Here is a 20,712-nt window from a genome sequence, read left to right as displayed (position 1 = left end):
TGTTCAGTCATGGACCGCCGCATTTTCGGGCTGGAGAACGAGTACGGCGTCACGTGCACGTTCAGGGGACAGCGCCGACTGTCACCTGATGAAGTGGCGCGCTACCTCTTCCGCCGTGTTGTGTCATGGGGCCGCAGCAGCAATGTCTTCCTGCGGAACGGCGCCCGTCTGTACCTCGATGTGGGATCGCATCCGGAATACGCGACACCCGAATGCGACAACGTGACCGAACTGGTCACGCACGACAAAGCAGGCGAACGCATTCTCGAAGGTCTGCTCGTCGACGCCGAACGCCGCCTGCACGAGGAGGGAATCGCGGGCGACGTCTATCTCTTCAAGAACAACACCGACTCGGCGGGAAACTCCTACGGCTGTCACGAGAACTACCTCGTGGCCCGGCACGGAGAATTCTCCCGGCTCGCGGACATCCTCATTCCCTTCCTCGTCACCCGGCAGCTGATCTGCGGTGCCGGCAAGGTGCTGCAGACCCCGCGCGGAGCCGTCTACTGCGTGAGCCAGCGTGCCGAGCACATCTGGGAGGGCGTCAGTTCCGCGACGACGCGTTCCCGTCCCATCATCAACACCAGGGACGAGCCGCACGCCGACGCGGAGCGGTACCGCCGCCTCCACGTCATCGTCGGCGACTCCAACATGTCCGAGACGACCATGCTGCTCAAGGTCGGTGCGACCGACCTGGTGCTCCGCATGATCGAGGCGGGCACGGTGATGCGCGACCTGACCCTGGAGAACCCGATCAGGGCCATCCGCGAGGTCAGCCACGACATCACCGGGCAGCGCAAGGTGCGACTCGCCAGCGGACGTGAGGCCTCGGCCGTCGAGGTCCAGCGCGAGTACTACGAGAAGGCCGTCGACTTCGTCGAGCGCCGGGGCATCCGCACCGGCACGGTCGACCAGGTCCTCGAACTGTGGGGCCGCACCCTGGACGCCATCGAGGCCGAGGACCTCGACCGGATCGACACCGAGATCGACTGGGTCATGAAGTACAAGCTCATCGAGCGGTACCGGGCCAAGCACAACATGACCATGTCGAACCCGAGGGTCGCCCAGATAGACCTCGCCTACCACGACATCCACCGTCGGCGGGGGCTCTACTACCTGCTGGAGCGCAAGGGGCAGGTCGCCCGCATCTGCAACGACATGAAGATCTTCGAGGGCAAGTCCGTGCCTCCGCAGACCACCAGGGCACGGCTGCGCGGCGACTTCATCCGCCGGGCCCAGGAGCAGCGCCGGGACTTCACCGTCGACTGGGTGCACCTCAAGCTCAACGACCAGGCGCAGCGCACCGTGCTGTGCAAGGACCCCTTCCGTTCCGTCGACGAGCGGGTGGAGAAGCTCATCGCGGGCATGTGACGGAGAAGGACCTGTCCCACCGCGGATGCGACCGGGCCCCGTACGTTCCTCGTACGGGGCCCTTCGCTCGGCCTAGAGTGTCGGGGACCCATCCACGTGCCGTCTGAGATCTGAGGAACCAGTGCGCCGACTTGCCGGCCTTCTCGTCGTCCCCCTCCTGCTGCTGTCCACCGCAGCATGCGGCGACGACAAGGCCTCCGACTCCGCCTCGTCCGCCTCGTCCAAGAACGGCGTTCCCGCGATCACCGCGGGGGCGAAGTTCGGCGAGAAGCCCACCCTGGCGAAGGGGGAGGGCGATCCACCCAAGGAGCTGAAGACCGAAGTCATCAGTGAGGGTGACGGCGCGGAGCTCAAGAACGGCGACGCGATCCAGGTCAACTACCTCGGGCAGGCGTGGGACTCCACCAAGCCGTTCGACAACAGCTTCGACCGCAAGCAGCCCTTCGACCTGACGCTCGGTGCGGGCATGGTCATCCAGGGCTGGGACAAGGGACTCGTCGGCCAGAAGGTCGGCAGCCGCGTCCAGCTGGTCATCCCGCCGGAACTCGGTTACGGCGAGGCGGGCCAGGGTGAGGACATCAAGCCCAACGCCACCCTCGTCTTCGTCGTCGACGTGGTGAAGGCGACGCAGGTCCCGAAGTCCGCGGAGGGCGCCGTGGTCGCCCAGGACAACATCGACCTGCCGAAGGTCGGGACGAACACCGACGGCAAGGCGCCGAAGGTCACGTTCCCCAAGTCCGACCCGCCCGAGAAGCTCGTCTCCAGCTACGTCCTGGAGTCCGACGGGGAGGTCATCAAGGAGACCGACAGCGTCGTCGTGAACTACGAGGCCTTCCTGTGGAAGGGCGGCAAGAAGTTCGACAGCACCTACGACACGGGCAAGACCGCGACCTTCCCGCTGGCCCAGATCACGGTCAAGGGCCTCAAGAACGGCCTCGTCGGCAAGAAGGTCGGCAGCCGGGTGCTGCTCGTCATCCCGCCGGACCAGGCCTTCGGCGACGAGGCGCAGCAGACCGTCCCCGCCAAGTCGACGCTCGTGTGGGCCGTGGACATCCTGACAAAGATGTAAGACTGTCCAGGTTGCCCCGTTCATCATTTAGAGGAGCAGTTCAGTGAGCATCGAGAAGCCCGAGATCGACTTCCCGGGTGGCGAGCCGCCGGTGGACCTGGAGATCAAGGACATCCGGGAAGGTGACGGAGCGGTCGCCGAGAAGGGCATGACCGTGTCCGTCCACTACGTCGGTGTGGCGTTCTCCACCGGCGAGGAGTTCGACGCCTCGTGGAACCGCGGCACCCCGCTGCAGTTCCAGCTCGGTGCCGGTCAGGTCATCGCGGGCTGGGACCAGGGTGTCCAGGGCATGAAGGTCGGCGGACGCCGTCAGCTGACCATCCCCGCGCACCTCGCCTACGGCGACCGCGGCGCGGGCGGCGGCTCCATCGCCCCGGGCGAGACGCTGATCTTCGTCTGCGACCTGGTCGCCGTCTGATCCGCCAGGTGACAGCAGCGAGGGCCCGTGCCGTCAGGCACGGGCCCTCGCTTTGGTCCGGACACCCCGGACCGGTACGGTCGACGGTCGTAGAGCACGTAGAGAAAGGGCGTCGATGGCGATTGCCAAGGCCGAACGGCTGATGAACCTGGCACTGTGTCTGCTGGGGACCCGGCGCCCGCTCAGCAAACGTGAGCTCCGCGGGTCCATCGAGGCCTATCTCGAAGCGGGCACCGACGAATCCTTCAACCGGATGTTCGAGCGCGACAAGGACGATCTGCGCGAACTCGGCCTGGTCATCGAGACCGTGGAGAACCTCGACGGGGAGACCGGCTACCTCGCGCGCCGCGACAGCAACCGGCTGCCCCCCATCACGCTGGACGCCGAGGAGGCCGCGGCCCTCGGGCTCGCGGCCAAGGTCTGGCAGCAGGCCCGGCTCGCCGGCGCCGCCAGCGGCGCCCTGCAGAAGCTGCGGGCCGCCGGCATGCCGGAGGCCGAGGACGCGTACGAGGTGCACAGCGCCCTCGAACCCCGCATCCCCGTCCACGAGGCCGCCTTCGAACCGCTGATGCTCGCCTGCCGGGACCGCCGCCCCGTCACCTTCGACTACCGCAAGGCCAACGCCGCCCGCCCCGAGCAGCGCCAGGTGGAACCCTGGACGCTCGAATGCTGGCGCGGCCACTGGTACCTGGCCGGCTGGGACCGCGAGCGGGGCGCCGAGCGGGTCTTCCGGCTGTCCCGGATCTCCGGGCGCGTCCGCTCCCGCGCCGGCGCGTTCACGGTCCCGGTGCCCGACGTGGTCACCGTCCGCGAGACGGTGGAGAGCTGGGCGGGGGAGACCGCGACCCGGACCGCCCGCATCAGGCTGCGCGCCGGGTCCGGCTACCCGCTGCGCTCCCGCGCGATATCGGTACGGGAACTCGGGGACGGCTGGGAAGAGTTGGAGATTCCGTACGGACACGGACTGGACGCCTGGCTCGTCGAGTTCGGCCCGGACGTCGTCGTGACGGAACCCGCCGATCTGCGGGCCGATGTGATGGACCGGCTGCGCGCCGTGGCCAAGGACTGAGGGGAACCGCTACTCGTGGCCACGAACGCGATCGACCAGACCCGGCGGATGCTCTCCCTGGTGACGTACCTCCGTGAGCGCCCCGGCGCGCATGTCCAGGACGTCGCCAGGGCCTTCGGCATCACCGAGGACGAGCTGATCTCCGACCTCGACGTGCTCCCCATGTGCGGGACCAGCTTCCGCGGCGGTGACCTGCTCGACATCGACACCGACGGCGACCGGATCTGGTGGCACAACCCGGACGACGTCGCGGAGCCGCTGCGGCTGGCCGCGGACGAGGCCACGGCCCTCCTCGTCGCGGCCCGTGCGGTGGCGACGCTGCCCGGACTGCGCGAGAGCGACCGGCAGGCGCTGGTACGCGCCACCGCGAAGCTGGAGACCGCCGCCGGTGAGGTGGGGGCCGCGAGCTCCCGGCTCTCGGTCACCTTCGAGTCCGAGGGAGGGGTCTTCGCCGACGTCGACCGGGCGATCTCCGAGCGGCGCAGGCTCTGGCTGCGCTACTACTCGCCCGCGCGCGACGAGCTCACCGAGCGTGAGGTGGACCCGATCCGGCTGTTCGCCGTCGGCCACACGTACATGGAGGGCTGGTGCCGGCTCACCGAGGCGCGGCGTACCTTCCGGCTCGACCGGGTCGCCGAGATCCGGCTGCTCGACGCCCCGTCCGCACCGCCGGAGATCGAGCTGCGCGACCTGTCCGAAGGGCTGGTCCAGCCGGCGGCCGAGGACCCGGAGGTCGTGGTCGAGGTGGGCCCCGGGGGCAGATGGGTCGCCGAGTACTACCCGCACGACAGCGCCGAGGAGCTGCCCGACGGGGGCATGCGGATCACCCTGCGCACCCCCGACCCGGCCTCGCTGCGCAGGCTCGCGCTACGGCTGGGCGGCGAAGGGCGCATCACGGCCCCCCAGGACCTGGCGCACAGCGCCCGACTGGCGGCGCGTGAGGCACTGGCCGCCTACGACGATGCGCTCTGAGGGGCGGCCGGCGGTGCACCGGGGAGACAGAAGTCATATGACGGCGATATCGGGCGGGCACGGAAGGCAGGGCGGACCCGCACCCGTGCCGGTGCCCGCCGCCGTACGGTTCCGGGCCGCGTGCCCGGACTGCCGGGGGCGCTTCGAGCTCGCGGCGGGAGCCCTGCGCCTCGCCATAGGCGCCAGCCGGCGCACCACCTTCTACACCTTCACCTGCCCCGAGTGCGGCTCCGCGGTCCGCAAGCCGGCCGGAGAGCGCATCGTCGAACTGCTCTCCGGCGGCGGAGTGCGGACGCTGCGCCTCCACACCGCCCTGCGGTAGCGCCCGCAGGCCGTCCCGCAGCTACGAGAAGACATCGAGGCACCGTCCATGTTCTGGCCCATGCTCGCCATCGCCCTGGGATTCCTCGGCCTGGCCGTGCTCGGCGTCCTGGCCGTCAAGGTCTTCGTCGAGGCGCAACGGCTCGGCAGGCAGGTCGCCGCGACCACACAGCGGATCAACCGAGCGGCCGAGGATCTCGAACGAGCGGCCACCGGTCTCGCGGAGACCGGGGAGGCCCTGCGATAGACAGGCGGCGCCCTCCAGATTCACGGTTGCGGGGGGTACGCTGCTGAGGTCGGCCCAGGCAGGGAGGTGCGGGCCGCAAGCGGGAGTACGCGCGGGCATTGCCTCGCGTTTACCCCTGCGGGTTACGATCGCTGCCAGCGCGAAGGTCGGACGTATGTCCGGCCGAACGGGTAGCGAGCCCACCCTCCAGTCGCCTCAGTGAGAAGGAAGTCGCACATGATCGGCAATCTGAAGCCCCTCGAGATCGTTCTGATCATCGCTGTCATCCTGCTGCTCTTCGGTGCCAAGAAGCTTCCCGACATGGCGCGTTCGCTCGGCAAGTCGGCCCGCATCCTCAAGAGCGAGGCGAAGGCCATGAAGAAGGACGACGCGGAGCCCGCGGCGCCCACCACGGAGACCGTCGCGGACACCGCTCCGCCGGCCGCTCCCGCCCGTACCATCCAGGCCGCTCCCGGGGACGTCTCCAGCTCCCGCCCGGTCAGCGAGGCCAAGCCCACCACCCAGAGCTGACAGCTGACTCGCACCACCGACAGCTGTCGCACGAGACGAGGGAAGTGGGTTGCTCAAGTCTGCCCGCAAGCAGGAGAAGGACGACGAGGGGCGGATGCCCCTCCTCGATCACCTGCGTGAGCTGCGCAACCGACTGCTGAAGTCGGTCCTGGCCATCGTGGTCGCCGTGATCGCGGCAGCGTTCTTCCAGAAGGAAATCTTCGAGTTCCTGATGAAGCCGATCCTGGACTCGGTCGGCTGCAAGAACGGCGCCGTGACCATGGTCAACGGCCGGCCGTGCGCGGAGATGACCACCAACGGTCTGCTGTCACCCTTCACCATCGCGCTGAAGGTGTCCCTGATGGCGGGTGTGCTGCTCGCCACCCCCGTCTGGCTCTTCCAGCTGTGGGCGTTCGTCGCCCCGGGCCTGCACAAGCAGGAGAAGCGCTACTCGATGGCCTTCGTGGCCGCCGGGGTTCCGCTCTTCATGGCCGGTGCCTACCTGGCCTACACGATCCTGCCGCAGACCGCCGAGATCATGCTCGGCTTCACGCCCGACAACGTGAAGAACCTGCTGCCGCTCGACGACTTCCTCGACCTGATCACCCGCATGGTGATCGTCTTCGGGCTGGCCTTCGAGCTTCCGCTGCTGCTCATCCTGCTCAACATGACCGGCGCCCTGTCCGGCGCCCGCATGCTGCGCTGGTGGCGCGGGATGCTGGTCGGCCTCACCGCGTTCGCGGCGATCGCGACGCCGGGCGGCGAGCCCATCTCGATGCTCCTGCTGGCGGGGCCGCTCGCGGTCCTGTACTTCGTCGCGGTCGGTTTCTCGCTGCTCAACGACAAGCGCAGGCAGCGCCGCAACCCCGACGCCGAGCTCGACGACGACGAGGCCTCGAAGCTGGACCTCACACCCCAGGGCGTCGGAGCGGTCGAGAGCGTCACTCCTGTCCGCGCGGCCCTTCCCGGGCAGGCGAGCGGCGAGTCCGACGGCGGCCGGCCCCACCGGCTCAACGGTTACGACGACATCACCTGACCTTGTAGGGTCTCCCCAGACTTCGTCCAGGGGGACCCCCGGTGACCAGCGAGATCACACTTTTCGTCAATCCCACCGCAGGACGCGGCCGGGGCGCGCGGGCCGCGCAGCCGGCCGCTTCCGCGTTGCGGGACGCGGGCTTCTCCGTGCGTACGGTGCTCGGCGAGGACGCCGACGACGCCCTTCGCCGGGCCCGTGAGGCCGTGGCCTGCGGGACCGGCGCCCTGATAGCCGTGGGCGGTGACGGCATGATGTCCCTCGCCCTGCAGGCCGTCGCCGGAACGGACACCCCGCTGGGTGCCGTGGCCGTCGGCACCGGCAACGACTTCGCCCGTGCGCTCGGGCTGCCGATCCGTGATCCGGCCGCGGCGGGACGGCTGGCGGCCGAGGTGCTCAAGGCGGGGACCGCGCGCGACATCGACCTCGGCCGGGCCGGCGGGCGCTGGTTCGGCTCCGTGCTCGCCTCCGGCTTCGACTCGCGGGTCAACGACCGGGGGAACCGGATGCGCCTGGTCGGCGGACGGTTCAAGTACGACCTGGCCATCCTCGCCGAACTGGCGGCCTTCCGGCCGATCCCGTACCGCGTCCGGCTGGACGGCGGTCCGGTGCGCGAGATCGAGGCGACGCTGATCGCCGTGGGAAACGGCTCCACGTACGGCGGCGGCATGCGGATCTGCGCGGACGCCGTCATGGACGACGGGCTCTTCGACGTGACCGTCGTCGGCGACTGCAGCCGTACCACCCTGCTCAGGGTCTTCCCCCAGGTCTACAGGGGGACGCATCTGGGCCATCCCGCGGTCGGTGTCCACCGGGTCTCGTCCATCGAGCTGGCCGCGGCCGGCACCACCGCGTACGCGGACGGCGAACCGCTGGGTCCGCTGCCGCTCACGGCGACCTGTGTACCCGCCGCCGTGCGGGTCCTCGCACCGTGAAATAAAGATCGGGCTGACTGTCATACCTGGCGGGTAGGCTCGTATCAAGATGACAGAGGACCTCTCACCAGCTGAGCGATACCAGGCTTCTCGGGTCCGTGCGGCCGAGCAGGCCACGGCCCTCGGGCCCTTCCGCGAGATGTACGAGTTCGGTCTGGATCCGTTCCAGATCGACGCCTGCAAGGCCCTGGAAGCGGGCAAGGGGGTGCTGGTCGCGGCCCCCACGGGGTCGGGGAAGACGATCGTCGGCGAGTTCGCGGTGCACCTGGCCCTGCGCCAGGGCCGCAAGTGCTTCTACACCACGCCCATCAAGGCCCTGTCCAACCAGAAGTTCACCGACCTCGTCAGACGGTACGGCGCGGACAAGGTCGGACTCCTGACGGGGGACAACAGCGTCAACGCGGACGCACCCGTGGTCGTCATGACCACCGAGGTGCTGCGCAACATGCTGTACGCCGGATCCCAGGCGCTCACCGGCCTCGGCTACGTGGTGATGGACGAGGTGCACTACCTCTCCGACCGCTTCCGCGGCGCCGTCTGGGAGGAAGTGATCATCCACCTGCCGGAGTCGGTGACCCTGGTGTCGCTGTCGGCGACCGTGTCCAACGCCGAGGAGTTCGGCGACTGGCTGGACACCGTCCGGGGTGACACCCAGGTGATCGTCTCCGAGCACCGGCCCGTGCCGCTGTGGCAGCACGTCATGGCCGGGCGCCGGATGTACGACCTCTTCGAGGAGGAGACGGACCACGGCGGCCGGGGCACCGGCAGGCGTGAGGTCAATCCCGACCTCGTCAGGCTCGCCCGGATGGAGAACCAGCGCGGGTACAACCCGCGCGAGCGCCGCCGCGGCAAGATGGTCCGCGAGGCCGACCGTGAGCGCGAGCGCCGTCAGCGCAGCCGCATCTGGACCCCGTCGCGGCCCGAGGTCATCGACCGGCTCGACGCCGAAGGGCTGCTGCCCGCGATCACGTTCATCTTCAGCCGGGCCGGCTGCCAGGCGGCCGTGCAGCAGTGCCTGCAGGCCGGGCTGCGGCTCAACGACGAGGACAAGCGCCGGCTGGTCCGGGAGATCGTCGAGGAGCGGACCGCGTCCATCCCCGGCGAGGACCTGCACGTCCTCGGCTACTACGAGTGGCTCGAAGGCCTGGAGCGGGGCATCGCCGCGCACCACGCCGGAATGCTGCCGACCTTCAAGGAGGTCGTCGAGGAACTGTTCGTGCGGGGCCTCGTCAAGGCGGTCTTCGCCACGGAGACGCTGGCACTCGGCATCAACATGCCCGCGCGTTCCGTCGTGCTGGAGAAGCTCGTCAAGTGGAACGGCGAACAGCACGCCGACATCACGCCCGGCGAGTACACCCAGCTGACCGGACGGGCCGGGCGCCGGGGCATCGACGTCGAGGGCCACGCGGTGGTCCTGTGGCAGCGGGGCATGGACCCCGGGGCGCTCGCCGGACTCGCGGGCACCCGCACGTACCCGCTGCGCTCCAGCTTCCGGCCCTCGTACAACATGGCCGTGAATCTCGTGCAGCAGTTCGGGCGGCACCGGTCGCGTGAGCTGCTGGAGACCTCCTTCGCGCAGTTCCAGGCGGACCGCTCGGTCGTCGGCATCTCCCGGCAGGTCCAGCGCAACGAGGAGGGCCTGGAGGGGTACCGCGAGGGCATGACCTGCCATCTCGGGGACTTCGAGGAGTACGCGCGGATGCGCCGCGACCTGAAGGACCGCGAGACGGACCTGGCCAAGCAGGGTGCCGCGCAGCGGCGGGCCGCCGCCTCGACGTCCCTGGAGAAGCTCAAGCCCGGTGACGTCATCCATGTGCCGACGGGGAAGTTCGCCGGCCTCGCGCTGGTCCTCGACCCGGGGCTGCCGGCGGGACGAACCGACGGGCACCGCGGGCTGGAGTACCACGACGGACCGCGCCCGCTGGTCCTGACCGCCGAACGGCAGGTCAAGCGGCTGGCCCAGATCGACTTCCCGGTGCCCGTCGAGGCGCTGGAGCGGATGCGGGTGCCCAAGTCGTTCAACCCGCGCTCACCGCAGTCGCGCCGCGACCTGGCCTCCGCGCTGCGGAGCAAGGCCGGGCACATCGATCCGGGGCGGCACCGCAAGCAGCGGGCCGCGGCGGCCGACGACCGGGAGATCGCCCGGCTGCGCACGGAGCTGCGCGCGCACCCCTGCCACGGCTGCGACGAGCGCGAGGACCATGCCCGGTGGGCGGAGCGCTACCACCGGCTCCAGCGTGACACGCGGCAGCTGGAGCAGCGGATCGAGGGCCGGACGAACACCATCGCCCGGACCTTCGACCGGATCGTCGCGCTCCTGACCGAGCTCGACTACCTGCGCGACAGCGAGGTCACGGACAACGGCAGACGGCTCGCACGGCTGTACGGGGAGCTCGACCTGCTGGCCAGCGAGTGCCTGCGTGAGGGCGTCTGGGAGGGGCTGAACCCGGCCGAACTGGCCGCGTGCGTCTCCGCGCTGGTCTACGAGGCGCGGCAGGCGGACGACGCGGTGGCCCCCAAGCTGCCGTCGGGTCCGGTGAAGGCGGCGATGGGTGAGATGGTCCGCATCTGGGGCAGACTCGACGCCCTGGAGGAGGACTTCAAGATCAGCCAGACGGAAGGGGTCGGCCAGCGCGAACCCGACCTCGGCTTCGCCTGGGCGGTCTACATGTGGGCCTCGGGGCGGACGCTGGACGAGGTGCTCCGCGAGGCGGAGATGCCGGCGGGCGACTTCGTACGATGGTGCAAGCAGGTCATCGACGTGCTCGGCCAGATCGCGGCCGCCGCGCCCCGGGACGGGAGTTCGGTGGCGAAGAACGCGCACAAGGCCGTCGACGCGGTGCTGCGGGGCGTGGTGGCGTACAGCTCGGTGGGGTGATCCCCGCGGGTACGCACGGATGCACTGCGGGTCCGGCGGGTTCGCCCGGTGGTCCCTTGCGGGTCCGGCGGGCCCCCCGGCAGGTCCGGTGCGCAGGGTGATCCCCCGTGGTTCCCGGCGAAGGAACAGCAAGTGGCCGCAGGCTCGGTGTCCGTGCCTGTGGCCACTTCTGTCTGGGAATCCGCTACTCCTTTTTGTTCTTCACCGCGACTCCCGCGCAAACCGCCCCCAGTACGACCGCCAGGCCTCCGACGATCACGTTGTTGAGGATGACGCCCATGTCGGGGCTGCTGCCCACGATCCAGGTCGACACGATCAGCCAGGCGCCCAGGGCGCAGATGGCCAGGCTCATGCCGGTCATGCGCTCGGGCATGGCGGTGAAGCACAGCGCCAGCACCGCTATCGCGATACCGATGACGAGGTTGTGCGTCACCAGGTCGGGCTGGCTCGCGCTGAAGTGGAGCACCCAGGGCGAGACGGCGCAGTACAGACCCAGCAGGAAGAGCGGTGCGTCCGCGAGGGCCGTGCTGCGGCCTCCGCCACTGACTACGCGGTCGTGGCGCGCCCGCATCTCGGAAGCATCGGGGTGACCGCTGATGTCACCTCTGGTGTGCGAGACGTTACTCATGAGATTCGTCCCTTCGTGCCTTGCGAGAGTGGCCGCGGCTGGTAGGCGGTCACTATCTCTCCCGACCCAGTCTGCTCTTATATATCCCTTATGTGTAGGCCTTCAGGGGGGTGGATTCTGCGATTCCGTCGAGCCGTCCGGCGAGTGACACCAGGTCGGGGGTCCGTAGAACCCGGTCCTCGTATCCCGGCAGCGGTACGTGCAGGCACCGCGTCCAGCGTTCCGGGACGGCGACGAGCCCGTACACCGCTCCTGCCAGTCCGCCGGTGACGGCCGCCACCGTGTCGGTGTCGCCGCCCACATCGACCGCCGCGGCGAGCGCGCTCTCGAAACCGGAGGTGCTGCGCAGCGCCCACAGCGCGGTGCCGAGGCACGGCCACACCGCGCCGTTGAACTCGGTGGCGTCGTCGGGATGCCAGTCCGGGGCGAGCACGGTCGCCCAGCGGGCCCGGTGGTCGGTGTGCACCTCGGCGAGTGCGCCGGGGACTGCGGAGAGGGGGTCGTCACCGTCCAGGGCGACGCGCACCAGCTCGTGGAAGACCGCGGTGCCCTCCCAGGCCGCCCGGTCGCCGTGGGTCAGGGCCGCGATGCGGCGGGCGGCGTCCATGGTCGCCACCCGCCCCCGGCGCGCGAAGTACACGGCGGAGGTGGTCGCCCGCATCAGCGAACCGTTGCCCGCCGCACGCGGGTTGACCTGGAAGTGCCGGGCGGCGGCCAGGTCCCAGGGTTCCCCGCTCGTCAGGACGTACTCGGTCTGCAGCCCGATGTCCTTGGGTTCGGCCGCCGCCCAGCGCCTGAACCGGTCGAAGACGTCGGGGAGTTCGAGGCCGCCGTTGTCCAGCAGCGACTCCGCGACGAGAACGGCCATCTGTGTGTCGTCCGTCGCCTCGCCCGGGTCCCAGCCGCCGCCCCCGCACAGCGTCCCCACGCCGTCCGGGAAGCGGGCGGTGAACACACCGGGCGCCCCGAACTCGAAGGGGGCGCCCAGTGCGTCGCCGGCGGCGGAGCCGACCACGGCACCGGCCGTCCGGTCCCTCCGGGCCGCGTCCGGATGTTCGCCCGCTCCAGGGGTGCGGCCCTCGGGCCCCGTTCCGCTCATGCGGGTCATCGTATGAGCGGAACGGGGTGTCAGGCGGCCGGCATCAGGACGGTGTCGATGATGTAGACCGTGGCATTGGCCGTCGGGACGTTGCCGCAGACGACCTTGGAGGAGTCGTTCACGGTGTACGACATGTCCGAACCGGAGGTGGTGAGACCGGTCTTGGCCAGAGTGTCGAAGGAGCCCTTGTCCAGCTGCGAAGGCGCCAGCTTCTGGCCCACGACGTGCGAGGTGAGCACCTTGGTCAGTGCGGCCTTGTCGGCGAGCAGCTTGTCCAGGTCGGCCTTCGGGATCTTGGCGAAGGCGCCGTTGGTCGGGGCGAACACCGTGATGTTCTCGGCGCTGTTCAGGGTGTCGACGAGGCCGGCCTGCTTGACGGCCGCGACCAGCGTAGACAGCGCCGGGTTGTTCGACGCCGCCGTGGCGACCGGGTCCTGCGCCATGCCGTCGAAGGAGCCCGCGCCTTCCTTCGGGACCGTCGCACAGCCCGGGCCGAACGGCCCGTCCGTCGGCTCGGTCTCCTTGGCCGGAGCGCTCGACGCCGCCTTGTCCGCACCGGAGTCGGAGCCGGCCGCGGAGGTGTCGGAGTCGCTGGAGCAGGCGGTCAGGGCCAGCGGCAGCAGGGCCGCGGCGGACACGGTGACGGCGATGCGGCGGAGGTGACGAGTGTTCATGGTGTTCTCCTGAAGGGATCGTTGACTCAACAGAGGGAAAGGAAGGATGAGGTTCGGGGGGCGGGGAGCGCGGTCAGGTCACGTCGACCACCACCGAGTGCCACCCGGTCGCACCGTCGGGCACGGTGCCGACCCGCTTGTCGGTCTGTGTGGCGCCGGTACGGTCCGTCGCGCGGACCTCGAGGGTGTGGTGGCCGGTCGTGGCGGGCCACTCCCACACCCACTGGCGCCAGGTGTCACGGCCGGCCTCGGCGGCCAGCCGCGCGGTGTGCCACTCACCGCCGTCGACCCGGACCTCCACCCGGGCGATGCCCCGGTGCTGGGCCCAGGCGACACCGGCGATCGGTACGGTCCCCGCGCGCGGGGAGGCGAAGGGGCGGGGCGTGTCGATGCGTGACTGGGTCTTGACCGGAGCCTCGCGGGACCAGTCACGTTCGACCCAGTACGCGTCGTACGCGTCGAACGTCGTCAGCTCGATGTCCTGGATCCACTTGCACGCCGAGACGTAGCCGTAGAGACCGGGGACGACCATCCGGACGGGGAAGCCGTGGTCGAACGGCAGCGGTTCGCCGTTCATGCCGACCGCGAGCAGTGCGTCGCGGCCGTCCATGACCTCCTCGACCGGGGTGCCGATCGTCATCCCGTCCACGGACCGCGCCACGATCTGGTCCGCGGGCCCGCCCTTGGACGGCGGCCTCACCCCGGCCTCGGCCAGCAGAGCGGCCAGGCGCACGCCGATCCACCGGGCGGTGCCCACATACGGACCGCCCACCTGGTTGGACACGCAGGTCAGCGTGATGTCGCGCTCGACCAGCTCACGCCGCAGGAGGTCCTGGAAGCCGAGGGTGACGGGTCGCGCCACCCCCTTGCCGTGGATCCGCAGCCGCCACCGGTCGGCGTCGACACGCGGCACCACCAGTGCGGTGTCCACCCGGTAGAAGTCCTTGTTCGGGGTGACGAACGAACTCAGGCCCCGGATGCCCAGATCCGCGCCGTCCGGTACCGCGGCTGCGGGAGAGGCCGGCGCAGGGAGGACGACGTCACCGCGTGAGGCGGAGACCCCGGCCAGTTCGGACGCCTGGAGCCGTCGGCCCAGGAGACCCGCACCGGCCGAGGCCGCCGCCGCGGCGGTCGCCGCGATCACGAATCCGCGGCGGTCGAAGGTGCCCCGCACCCCGCCGTCCGTGTCGCCGTCCGTGTCGCCGTTCGTCCCGTCGCCCGTACCGGCGTCCGTGCCGTCGACCACGGGAGGCGGAGCGCTTGCCGCGGCCGGCCGCCCGGCCAGGAGATACAGCACTCCCGCGGCCACCAGCGCACCCACGACCGAAGGCAGCGCATCCGCCGCGCGGCCCTCGGGCCGCCCGGCCGCGGACACCGCCCCGACCACGCCGAAGACCAGTACGGCCGCAGCGCCGCTCCACCGCTGCCGCAGCGCGAGGACCCCCACCGCCATGGCGAAGACCGCCAGGAGGACGAGGATCCCGAGCTGCAGCACCAGCTTGTCGTCGGCGCCGAAATTCCGTACGGCGAAGTCCTTGACGGCCGCGGGAGTGCGGTCGATGACCGCCCCGCCCACCGCCGTGACCGGACCCGCCTCGGGACGTACGGCAGCCGCGACGAGTTCGGCCACGCACAGGGCCGTGAACCCGGCGATCAGACCGCCGAGCGCGGCGAACGCGGCACGCACCCAGCGGGACCGCCGGGACCCGGAGGCCCCGTGCTTCTGCGAAACGTATCGGTCTGTTGTCACACCGGGAGTTCGGTGCCGGGCGCCCGGCGGATTGGTCGTTCACCCGATCGAAGGAACTTCGCCGAAGGGGCAATCCGCGGGCCGACCCACACCGAATGACCTCTGAGCGGCTCTCCGGCAGAGCCCGGCCAGCGTGGAACACCGGAAGGAACCCCGAATGACAACGCAGCGGCGGCGCACAGCCGTGGTGGGCAGTGGAGTGGCGGGGCTGACCGCCGCGTACGTCCTGGGCAGGGCACGGGACGTGACCCTGTACGAGGCCGACGAACGCGTCGGCGGCCACGCCCACACCCACGATCTGACCTCGTCGGACGGCCGTACGCACCGCGTCGACTCGGGCTTCATCGTGCACAACCGGCGTACGTACCCCCATCTCCTCCGGCTCTTCGGAGAACTGGGCGTGGCCACCCAGGAGTCGGAGATGAGCATGTCCGTGCGCTGCGAGGGCTGCGGCCTGGAGTACGCCGGTGCCCGGGGCGCCGCAGGGCTCTTCGCCCGGCCGGGCGTTCTGCTGCGGGGCCCGTACCTGCGGATGCTCGCCGAGGTGCCCCGATTCCACCGGGCGGCCCGGGCGCTGCTCGCCCGGGACGACGGCGCGTCCGCCCTGACTCTCGGACAGTTCGCGGCCCGCGGCCGCTTCTCCCCGTACTTCACCGCCCACTTCCTGACGCCGATGGTCTCCGCCGTCTGGTCCTGCGACCCGGTGACCGCGACGCGCTACCCGGCCCGCTACCTCTTCCGGTTCATGGACCACCACGGGATGCTCTCGATCGGCGGGTCCCCGGTGTGGCGGACCGTCACCGGCGGATCACGCGCCTACGTCGACCGCCTCGTCAAAGAGGTCCACTCCGTGCGCACGTCCACCCCCGTACGGGCGGTACGGCGGCACAGCGACGGCGTGGAGGTGGTCACCGATGACGGCACCACGCAGGAGTACGACGAGGTCGTCGTCGCCACCCACCCCGACCAGGCGCTCCGGCTGCTGGCCGACCCCACCGACGACGAACGGCGCACCCTCGGGGCGTTCCGCCACTCACGCAATCCCACGCTGCTGCACACCGACACGACACTGCTGCCGCGCAGCCGTGGCGCCGCGGCCTCCTGGAACTACCTGATGCCGTCCTGCGCGGCCGACGCCGACCGGGTCACCGTCAGCTACGACATGAACCGCCTCCAGCGCCTGGACGCCCCCGAGCGGTTCGTCGTCACGCTGAACGGCGCCGACCGGATCGACCCGGGCCTCGTCCGGGCCCGCACGGTCTACGAACACCCCGTGTTCACCCCGGAATCGGTCGCCGCCCAGGCCCGCCTTCCCGCCCTCTCCGGACCGGTCACCGCCTACGCCGGGGCGTACCACGGCTGGGGATTCCACGAGGACGGCTGCCGTTCCGGCGCGGAGGCGGCCGCCGCGCTGGGGGTGACCTGGTGACCGGCACCCTCGACCCGGCCACCGGCACCCGCGCCACCGGCACCCTCACCCCGGGCACCGGCGCCGCCCTCTATCCGTGCACCGTCACCCACGTACGGACCACGCCCCGCGGATACGCCCTGCGGCACCGCACCTACCTGTGGCTGATCGACCCGGACCGTCCGCCGCGGCTGCCCTCCGTCCTGCGCCCGCTGGCCCGCTTCGACTCCCGCGACCACTTCGGCGGCACGGCCCCCACCATCCGGGCCGGGCTCGAACGGTTCCTGCGGGCCCACGGCGTCGAACTCGCCGACGGCACCGTCACGATGCTCACCCAGGCCCGGGTGTTCGGTCACGTCTTCAACCCGCTGACCGTCTACTGGTGCCACCGGTTGGACGGCACCCCGCTCTGCGTGGTCGCCGAGGTGCACAACACCTACGGGGAACGCCACGGCTACCTGCTGCGCCCGGACGCCGCCGACCGGGCGGTCACCGGCAAGGACTTCTATGTGTCGCCGTTCTTCCCGGTGGACGGCGACTACCGGATGCGGCTCCCCGCCCCGGACCGCCGACTGCATCTGACGATCCACCTGGAGCGCGAGGGCGCACGCCCGTTCACCGCGACCGTACGCGGAACCCGGCGTCCCGGCACGCCCTCCCAGCTGCTCCGGCTGTTCCTGCGCCACCCCTTCTCCACCGCGGTCGTCTCCGCCGCGATTCGGCTGCACGGCATCCGGCTGTACCTGCGCCGGCTGCCCGTACAGCCACGTCCCCGTCACCGCACCCAGGAAGGCATGCAGTGAAGGTGCCCACCTCTCCCGTCTCACCTACTTCTCCCGCCTCACCCACCCCTCACCTCTCTCCTCTCCCGTCCCTCGCGCCCTTCGTCCCGGCCCCCCGCGACGCCGTCCCGGCCCGCGCCGCCGGTGCGGACCCGGGGCGCTGGCCCGATGTCGTCGCCCTGCCACGGGCCTCCGGAACCAGGACCGCCGTCGCCGAACGGCTCGTACGCCACGCGCTGGACCGCCTTCCGCTGCGTGTCGGGCTCGCGGGCGGCGACAGCATCGGCCTGGGCGGGCCGCTGATGGAGATCCGTGAACCCGGCGCGTTCTTCCGCCGGATCGGCGCGGGCGGGCTCATCGGATTCGGCGAGTCGTACATGGCGGGCGAATGGGATTCGCCCGACCTCGTCGGTGTCCTGACCGTGCTCGCCGGGCACGCGGCCGACCTCGTCCCCGCGCCGCTGCAGAGGCTGCGCCGGCTGTGGGCCCCGCGACAACCCGCCGCGCAGGCCAACACCCCCGAGGGCTCCCGCGACAACATCAGCCACCACTACGACCTGTCGAACGACCTCTTCGCCCTCTTCCTCGACGACACGCTGACGTACTCCGCCGCCGTCTTCCGCGGCTTCCCCGCCGAACAGGACCTCCTGCCCGCCGCCCAGCACCGCAAGATCGACCGGCTGCTCGACCTGGCCGGCGTCGGTCCCGGCACCGAACTGCTGGAGATCGGCACCGGCTGGGGCGAACTCGCCGTCCGCGCCGCCGCGCGGGGCGCCCGCGTCACCACCCTCACGCTGTCCCGCGAGCAGCGGGAGCTGGCGCGGGACCGGATCCGTGCGGCCGGTCACGAGGACCGGGTCGACGTGCGGCTCAGCGACTACCGCGACGTCACCGGGGAGTACGACGCGATCGTCAGCGTCGAGATGATCGAGGCGGTCGGGGAGGAGTTCTGGCCTGTCTACTTCCGTACCCTGGAGCGGTGTCTCGCGCCCGGCGGACGGATCGCGCTGCAGGCCATCACGATGCCGGACGACCGGATGCTCGCCAGCCGCAACACGTACACCTGGATCCAGAAGTACATCTTCCCCGGCGGGCTGCTGCCCTCCACCGAGGCGATGGAACGCGTCACCACCGGGCACACGGGCCTGCGGATACAGCGGCGCGACAGCTTCGGCACGCACTACGCCGAGACGCTGCGGCTGTGGCGGGAACGCTTCGGGGAGCGGGCCGGCCAGGTCGACGCCCTCGGCTTCGACGCGACCTTCCGTCGTATGTGGACCTTCTATCTCGCCTATTCCGAGGCCGGCTTCCGGTCCGGCTATCTCGACGTGCAGCAGATTCTCCTGAGCCGTGAGGACACCGCGTGAACACCTCCACCGACACCCCGGGAGGCGCGGCACAGCGCATCGCGCCCGTCATCGAGCAGTTCCTCGGCGGCCCGCCGCCGGTCAGGATCAGGATGTGGGACGACACCGAGACCGGCCCCGAGGACGCCCCCACCGTGCACGTCCGTTCCCGCAGGGCACTGCGCCGGCTCCTCTGGGAGCCCGGCGAACTCGGCCTCGCCGAGGCCTACATCTCCGGGGACATCGACATCGCCGACGACCTCGCCGACGGACTCCGCGCGATGCGCCGCGCATCGAGGGAGCAGGGTCTGCGGGCGCCCCGGCCCACAGTCGCCGACCGCCTCAGGGCGGCCGGCACCGCCCTGCGCCTCGGGGCGGCCGGGCCGCGCCCGCCCGTACCGGCGGCCCGCGCGGGGCTCCGCGGCGCGCTGCACAGCAAGGCCCGCGACCGGGCCGCGATCAGCCACCACTACGATCTGTCGAACGCCTTCTACTCCCTGCTGCTCGACGAGACCATGGCCTACTCGTGCGGCTACTGGACCTCCGACGCCCCCGGCTACGGACCGGCCGACGCCCAGCGCGACAAGCTGGAGCTGATCTGCCGCAAGCTCGACCTGGAGCCGGGCGCGCGCCTCCTGGACATCGGCTGCGGCTGGGGGTCCCTGACACTCCACGCGGCGGCCCGTCACGGAGTCCGCGTCACCGCCGTCACCCTGGCCGCGGAACAGGCCGCCCACGTACGCCGTGAGGTGGAGGCGCGCGATCTGGGGGAACTCGTCGAGGTGCACCACCGCGACTACCGCGACATCGCGGGACTGCCCGGATTCCGGGGCGGGTACGACGCCGTGTCCGCCGTCGAGATGGGGGAGCACGTCGGCGACGCCGAGTACCCGGCCTTCGCGGCGCTGCTGCACTCGGTGCTCCGGCCACGGGGACGCGCCCTGGTCCAGCAGATGTCCCGAGGGACGACCGCTCCCGGCGGCGGGGCCTTCATCGAGTCGTACATCGCACCGGACATGCACATGCGCCCGCTCGGCGAGACGGTCGGCCTCCTCGAAGGCGCCGGGCTGGAGGTCCGTGACGTCGAGTCGATGCGTGAGCACTACGTGCTGACCGTCGAGGCATGGCACCGCACGCTGGAGGAGCGCTGGCCCGAGTTCGTCGCCCTGGTCGGGGAGGAGACCGCCCGCGTCTGGCGGCTCTACCTGGTGGGCGGCGCGCTCGCCTTCGAGGAACGGCGGATGGGGGTCGACCAGATCCTCTCCGTGCGGCCCGACGCGGGCGGCGCGGCCGGCCTGCCGGCCACCCGGCACGGCTGGTACCCGGTGCCGGGAGCGGTACCCGGACAGCGCGGGGACGCCGACGCCGCACCGGCGGACGCGGGCCGGGGCCCGGCGGCCGGACAATGAACGGCTTCGCGTGGGGGGCGTTCGGGACGAATCTTGCCGCGGGGGCGGGAGCGGCCCTCGCCGTCATGCTCGTGACGTTCCTGGTCGCCCTCCGCAAACGCCTGCACCGGATCGTCGACGTGGCCTGGGGCCTCGGCTTCGCGGCCGTCGCCCTGATCTCGTACGCGATGTCGAACGGCCACGGGGACGGGGTGCTCCGCGTCCTGGTGACCGCGCTGACCGTCGTCTGGGGCCTGCGGCTGGCCGTGCACATCGGCCGGCGCGGCCACGGCCACGGGGAGGACCCGCGCTACGCGGCCATGCTCGCCAAGGCGCCGGGCAGTCCCGACCTGTACGCCCTGCGGAAGGTGTACCTCCTCCAGGGGGCGCTGGTCTGGCTGATCTCCCTGCCGGTGCAGGCCGCGTACTACCTGGCGGGACCGCCCGGCGGATGGGTCTGGGCGGGGACCGCGCTCTGGGCGGTGGGAACCGTCTTCGAGACGGTGGGCGACGCGCAGCTGGAGCGCTTCCGGCGCGATCCGGCGAACAAGGGACGGATCATGGACCGGGGGCTGTGGTCCTGGACCCGCCATCCGAACTACTTCGGTGACTTCTGCGTCTGGTGGGGGCTCTTCCTCCTCGTCTGCGGGAACCCCGCCGTGGCGGCGACGACGCTGGTGTCCCCGGTCGTGATGAGCCTCCTGCTGGTCAAGGGCAGCGGAAAGGCGCTGCTGGAGCGGCACATGGAGGGGCGGCCCGGATACGCGGAGTACCGGGCCCGCACCAGCGGCTTCTTCCCCCTGCCGCCCGGCCGCGCGCGGCGTGGCTGAACACG

The 20,712-nt window shown here is 71.0% G+C and carries 20 protein-coding genes; 16 read left to right on the top strand and 4 right to left on the bottom strand.

The window, feature by feature from the left end; genetic code table 11:
• Positions 1-9: 9 nt before the first annotated feature.
• From pafA to ACFWVP_RS10005, 11 genes are all read left to right on the top strand, one after another.
• A complete protein-coding gene (gene pafA / locus ACFWVP_RS10055) occupies positions 10-1,371 on the top strand; it encodes a Pup--protein ligase (protein ID WP_384495219.1) in 1,362 nt (453 codons plus the stop codon).
• A 121-nt stretch (positions 1,372-1,492) separates the two neighbouring features.
• Complete coding sequence (locus tag ACFWVP_RS10050) at positions 1,493-2,440, top strand: FKBP-type peptidyl-prolyl cis-trans isomerase (RefSeq protein ID WP_384495217.1); 948 nt, start codon at positions 1,493-1,495, stop codon at positions 2,438-2,440.
• A 43-nt stretch (positions 2,441-2,483) separates the two neighbouring features.
• On the top strand, positions 2,484-2,858 hold the full coding sequence (locus ACFWVP_RS10045; protein ID WP_384495216.1) for an FKBP-type peptidyl-prolyl cis-trans isomerase: 375 nt from the start codon (positions 2,484-2,486) through the stop codon (positions 2,856-2,858).
• Positions 2,859-2,973: 115 nt separating this feature from the next.
• Positions 2,974-3,927, top strand: a complete 954-nt coding sequence (locus ACFWVP_RS10040) for a helix-turn-helix transcriptional regulator (protein WP_384495214.1) — start codon at positions 2,974-2,976, stop codon at positions 3,925-3,927.
• 15 nt (positions 3,928-3,942) lie between these two features.
• A complete protein-coding gene (locus ACFWVP_RS10035) occupies positions 3,943-4,899 on the top strand; it encodes a helix-turn-helix transcriptional regulator (RefSeq protein WP_384495212.1) in 957 nt (318 codons plus the stop codon).
• A gap of 37 nt (positions 4,900-4,936) precedes the next feature.
• Positions 4,937-5,221 carry a hypothetical protein gene (locus ACFWVP_RS10030; RefSeq protein ID WP_384495211.1) on the top strand — a complete coding sequence of 95 codons (285 nt, stop codon included), beginning with the start codon at positions 4,937-4,939 and terminating at the stop codon, positions 5,219-5,221.
• Positions 5,222-5,269: 48 nt separating this feature from the next.
• Positions 5,270-5,467 (top strand): hypothetical protein, encoded by a 198-nt coding sequence (locus ACFWVP_RS10025; protein ID WP_056786540.1) that lies wholly within the window; start codon positions 5,270-5,272, stop codon positions 5,465-5,467.
• 216 nt (positions 5,468-5,683) lie between these two features.
• A complete protein-coding gene (gene tatA, locus ACFWVP_RS10020; protein ID WP_384495210.1) occupies positions 5,684-5,977 on the top strand; it encodes a Sec-independent protein translocase subunit TatA in 294 nt (97 codons plus the stop codon).
• Between the two features lie 49 nt (positions 5,978-6,026).
• Positions 6,027-6,992 (top strand): twin-arginine translocase subunit TatC, encoded by a 966-nt coding sequence (gene tatC, locus ACFWVP_RS10015; RefSeq protein WP_384495208.1) that lies wholly within the window; start codon positions 6,027-6,029, stop codon positions 6,990-6,992.
• A 41-nt stretch (positions 6,993-7,033) separates the two neighbouring features.
• Positions 7,034-7,924 carry a diacylglycerol kinase gene (locus ACFWVP_RS10010; protein ID WP_384495206.1) on the top strand — a complete coding sequence of 297 codons (891 nt, stop codon included), beginning with the start codon at positions 7,034-7,036 and terminating at the stop codon, positions 7,922-7,924.
• Positions 7,925-7,973: 49 nt separating this feature from the next.
• Positions 7,974-10,802 (top strand): DEAD/DEAH box helicase, encoded by a 2,829-nt coding sequence (locus ACFWVP_RS10005; protein ID WP_384495204.1) that lies wholly within the window; start codon positions 7,974-7,976, stop codon positions 10,800-10,802.
• 184 nt (positions 10,803-10,986) lie between these two features.
• Here the strand turns inward: ACFWVP_RS10005 and ACFWVP_RS10000 are convergent, their stop codons facing one another.
• The 4 genes from ACFWVP_RS10000 to ACFWVP_RS09985 all read right to left on the bottom strand — a co-directional run bounded on the left by ACFWVP_RS10000 (position 10,987) and on the right by ACFWVP_RS09985 (position 14,890).
• Positions 10,987-11,430, bottom strand: a complete 444-nt coding sequence (locus tag ACFWVP_RS10000; protein WP_384495202.1) for an SPW repeat protein — start codon at positions 11,428-11,430, stop codon at positions 10,987-10,989.
• 88 nt (positions 11,431-11,518) lie between these two features.
• The gene (locus ACFWVP_RS09995) at positions 11,519-12,529 is read right to left on the bottom strand and encodes an ADP-ribosylglycohydrolase family protein (protein WP_384495200.1); all 1,011 of its coding nucleotides are present in this window, start codon (positions 12,527-12,529) and stop codon (positions 11,519-11,521) included.
• Between the two features lie 29 nt (positions 12,530-12,558).
• Positions 12,559-13,203 carry a fasciclin domain-containing protein gene (locus ACFWVP_RS09990; protein WP_384495199.1) on the bottom strand — a complete coding sequence of 215 codons (645 nt, stop codon included), beginning with the start codon at positions 13,201-13,203 and terminating at the stop codon, positions 12,559-12,561.
• Positions 13,204-13,276: 73 nt separating this feature from the next.
• The gene (locus ACFWVP_RS09985) at positions 13,277-14,890 is read right to left on the bottom strand and encodes a molybdopterin-dependent oxidoreductase (RefSeq protein WP_384495197.1); all 1,614 of its coding nucleotides are present in this window, start codon (positions 14,888-14,890) and stop codon (positions 13,277-13,279) included.
• 220 nt (positions 14,891-15,110) lie between these two features.
• Here ACFWVP_RS09985 and ACFWVP_RS09980 point away from each other — a divergent pair, with 220 nt between their 5' ends.
• The 5 genes from ACFWVP_RS09980 (at position 15,111) to ACFWVP_RS09960 (ending at position 20,707) form a co-directional block, all read left to right on the top strand.
• Positions 15,111-16,382, top strand: coding sequence for an NAD(P)/FAD-dependent oxidoreductase (locus tag ACFWVP_RS09980; protein WP_384495195.1), 1,272 nt, complete (start codon positions 15,111-15,113; stop codon positions 16,380-16,382).
• A 119-nt stretch (positions 16,383-16,501) separates the two neighbouring features.
• Complete coding sequence (locus ACFWVP_RS09975; RefSeq protein ID WP_384495497.1) at positions 16,502-17,164, top strand: DUF1365 domain-containing protein; 663 nt, start codon at positions 16,502-16,504, stop codon at positions 17,162-17,164.
• The gene (locus tag ACFWVP_RS09970) at positions 17,161-18,510 is read left to right on the top strand and encodes a class I SAM-dependent methyltransferase (protein ID WP_384495193.1); all 1,350 of its coding nucleotides are present in this window, start codon (positions 17,161-17,163) and stop codon (positions 18,508-18,510) included. The genes ACFWVP_RS09975 and ACFWVP_RS09970 overlap by 4 nt, the downstream gene beginning before the upstream one ends.
• Positions 18,507-19,898: a class I SAM-dependent methyltransferase gene (locus ACFWVP_RS09965; RefSeq protein ID WP_384495191.1), complete on the top strand. Its 1,392-nt coding sequence runs from the start codon at positions 18,507-18,509 to the stop codon at positions 19,896-19,898. Before ACFWVP_RS09970 ends, ACFWVP_RS09965 begins: the two co-directional genes overlap by 4 nt.
• On the top strand, positions 19,895-20,707 hold the full coding sequence (locus ACFWVP_RS09960; RefSeq protein ID WP_384495189.1) for a DUF1295 domain-containing protein: 813 nt from the start codon (positions 19,895-19,897) through the stop codon (positions 20,705-20,707). Before ACFWVP_RS09965 ends, ACFWVP_RS09960 begins: the two co-directional genes overlap by 4 nt.
• Positions 20,708-20,712 lie beyond the last annotated feature (5 nt).

It is taken from the genome of Streptomyces sp. NPDC058637, assembly GCF_042717325.1.
Taxonomy (GTDB): Bacteria; Actinomycetota; Actinomycetes; order Streptomycetales; family Streptomycetaceae; genus Streptomyces.
Note: the sequence above shows the minus strand (reverse complement) of the source record. Positions and strands in the feature narration are given on the sequence as shown.

What these genes read in the sequence shown, in the direction of transcription:
- ACFWVP_RS09990 (WP_384495199.1), bottom strand. Translation starts at nt 13,203, where the DNA reads ATGAACACTCGTCACCTCCGCCGCATCGCCGTCACCGTGTCCGCCGCG.
- pafA (WP_384495219.1), top strand. Translation starts at nt 10, where the DNA reads ATGGACCGCCGCATTTTCGGGCTGGAGAACGAGTACGGCGTCACGTGC.
- ACFWVP_RS10040 (WP_384495214.1), top strand. Translation starts at nt 2,974, where the DNA reads ATGGCGATTGCCAAGGCCGAACGGCTGATGAACCTGGCACTGTGTCTG.
- ACFWVP_RS09995 (WP_384495200.1), bottom strand. Translation starts at nt 12,529, where the DNA reads ATGAGCGGAACGGGGCCCGAGGGCCGCACCCCTGGAGCGGGCGAACAT.
- tatA (WP_384495210.1), top strand. Translation starts at nt 5,684, where the DNA reads ATGATCGGCAATCTGAAGCCCCTCGAGATCGTTCTGATCATCGCTGTC.
- ACFWVP_RS10005 (WP_384495204.1), top strand. Translation starts at nt 7,974, where the DNA reads ATGACAGAGGACCTCTCACCAGCTGAGCGATACCAGGCTTCTCGGGTC.
- ACFWVP_RS09960 (WP_384495189.1), top strand. Translation starts at nt 19,895, where the DNA reads ATGAACGGCTTCGCGTGGGGGGCGTTCGGGACGAATCTTGCCGCGGGG.
- ACFWVP_RS10000 (WP_384495202.1), bottom strand. Translation starts at nt 11,430, where the DNA reads ATGAGTAACGTCTCGCACACCAGAGGTGACATCAGCGGTCACCCCGAT.
- ACFWVP_RS10030 (WP_384495211.1), top strand. Translation starts at nt 4,937, where the DNA reads ATGACGGCGATATCGGGCGGGCACGGAAGGCAGGGCGGACCCGCACCC.
- ACFWVP_RS09980 (WP_384495195.1), top strand. Translation starts at nt 15,111, where the DNA reads ATGACAACGCAGCGGCGGCGCACAGCCGTGGTGGGCAGTGGAGTGGCG.
- ACFWVP_RS10025 (WP_056786540.1), top strand. Translation starts at nt 5,270, where the DNA reads ATGTTCTGGCCCATGCTCGCCATCGCCCTGGGATTCCTCGGCCTGGCC.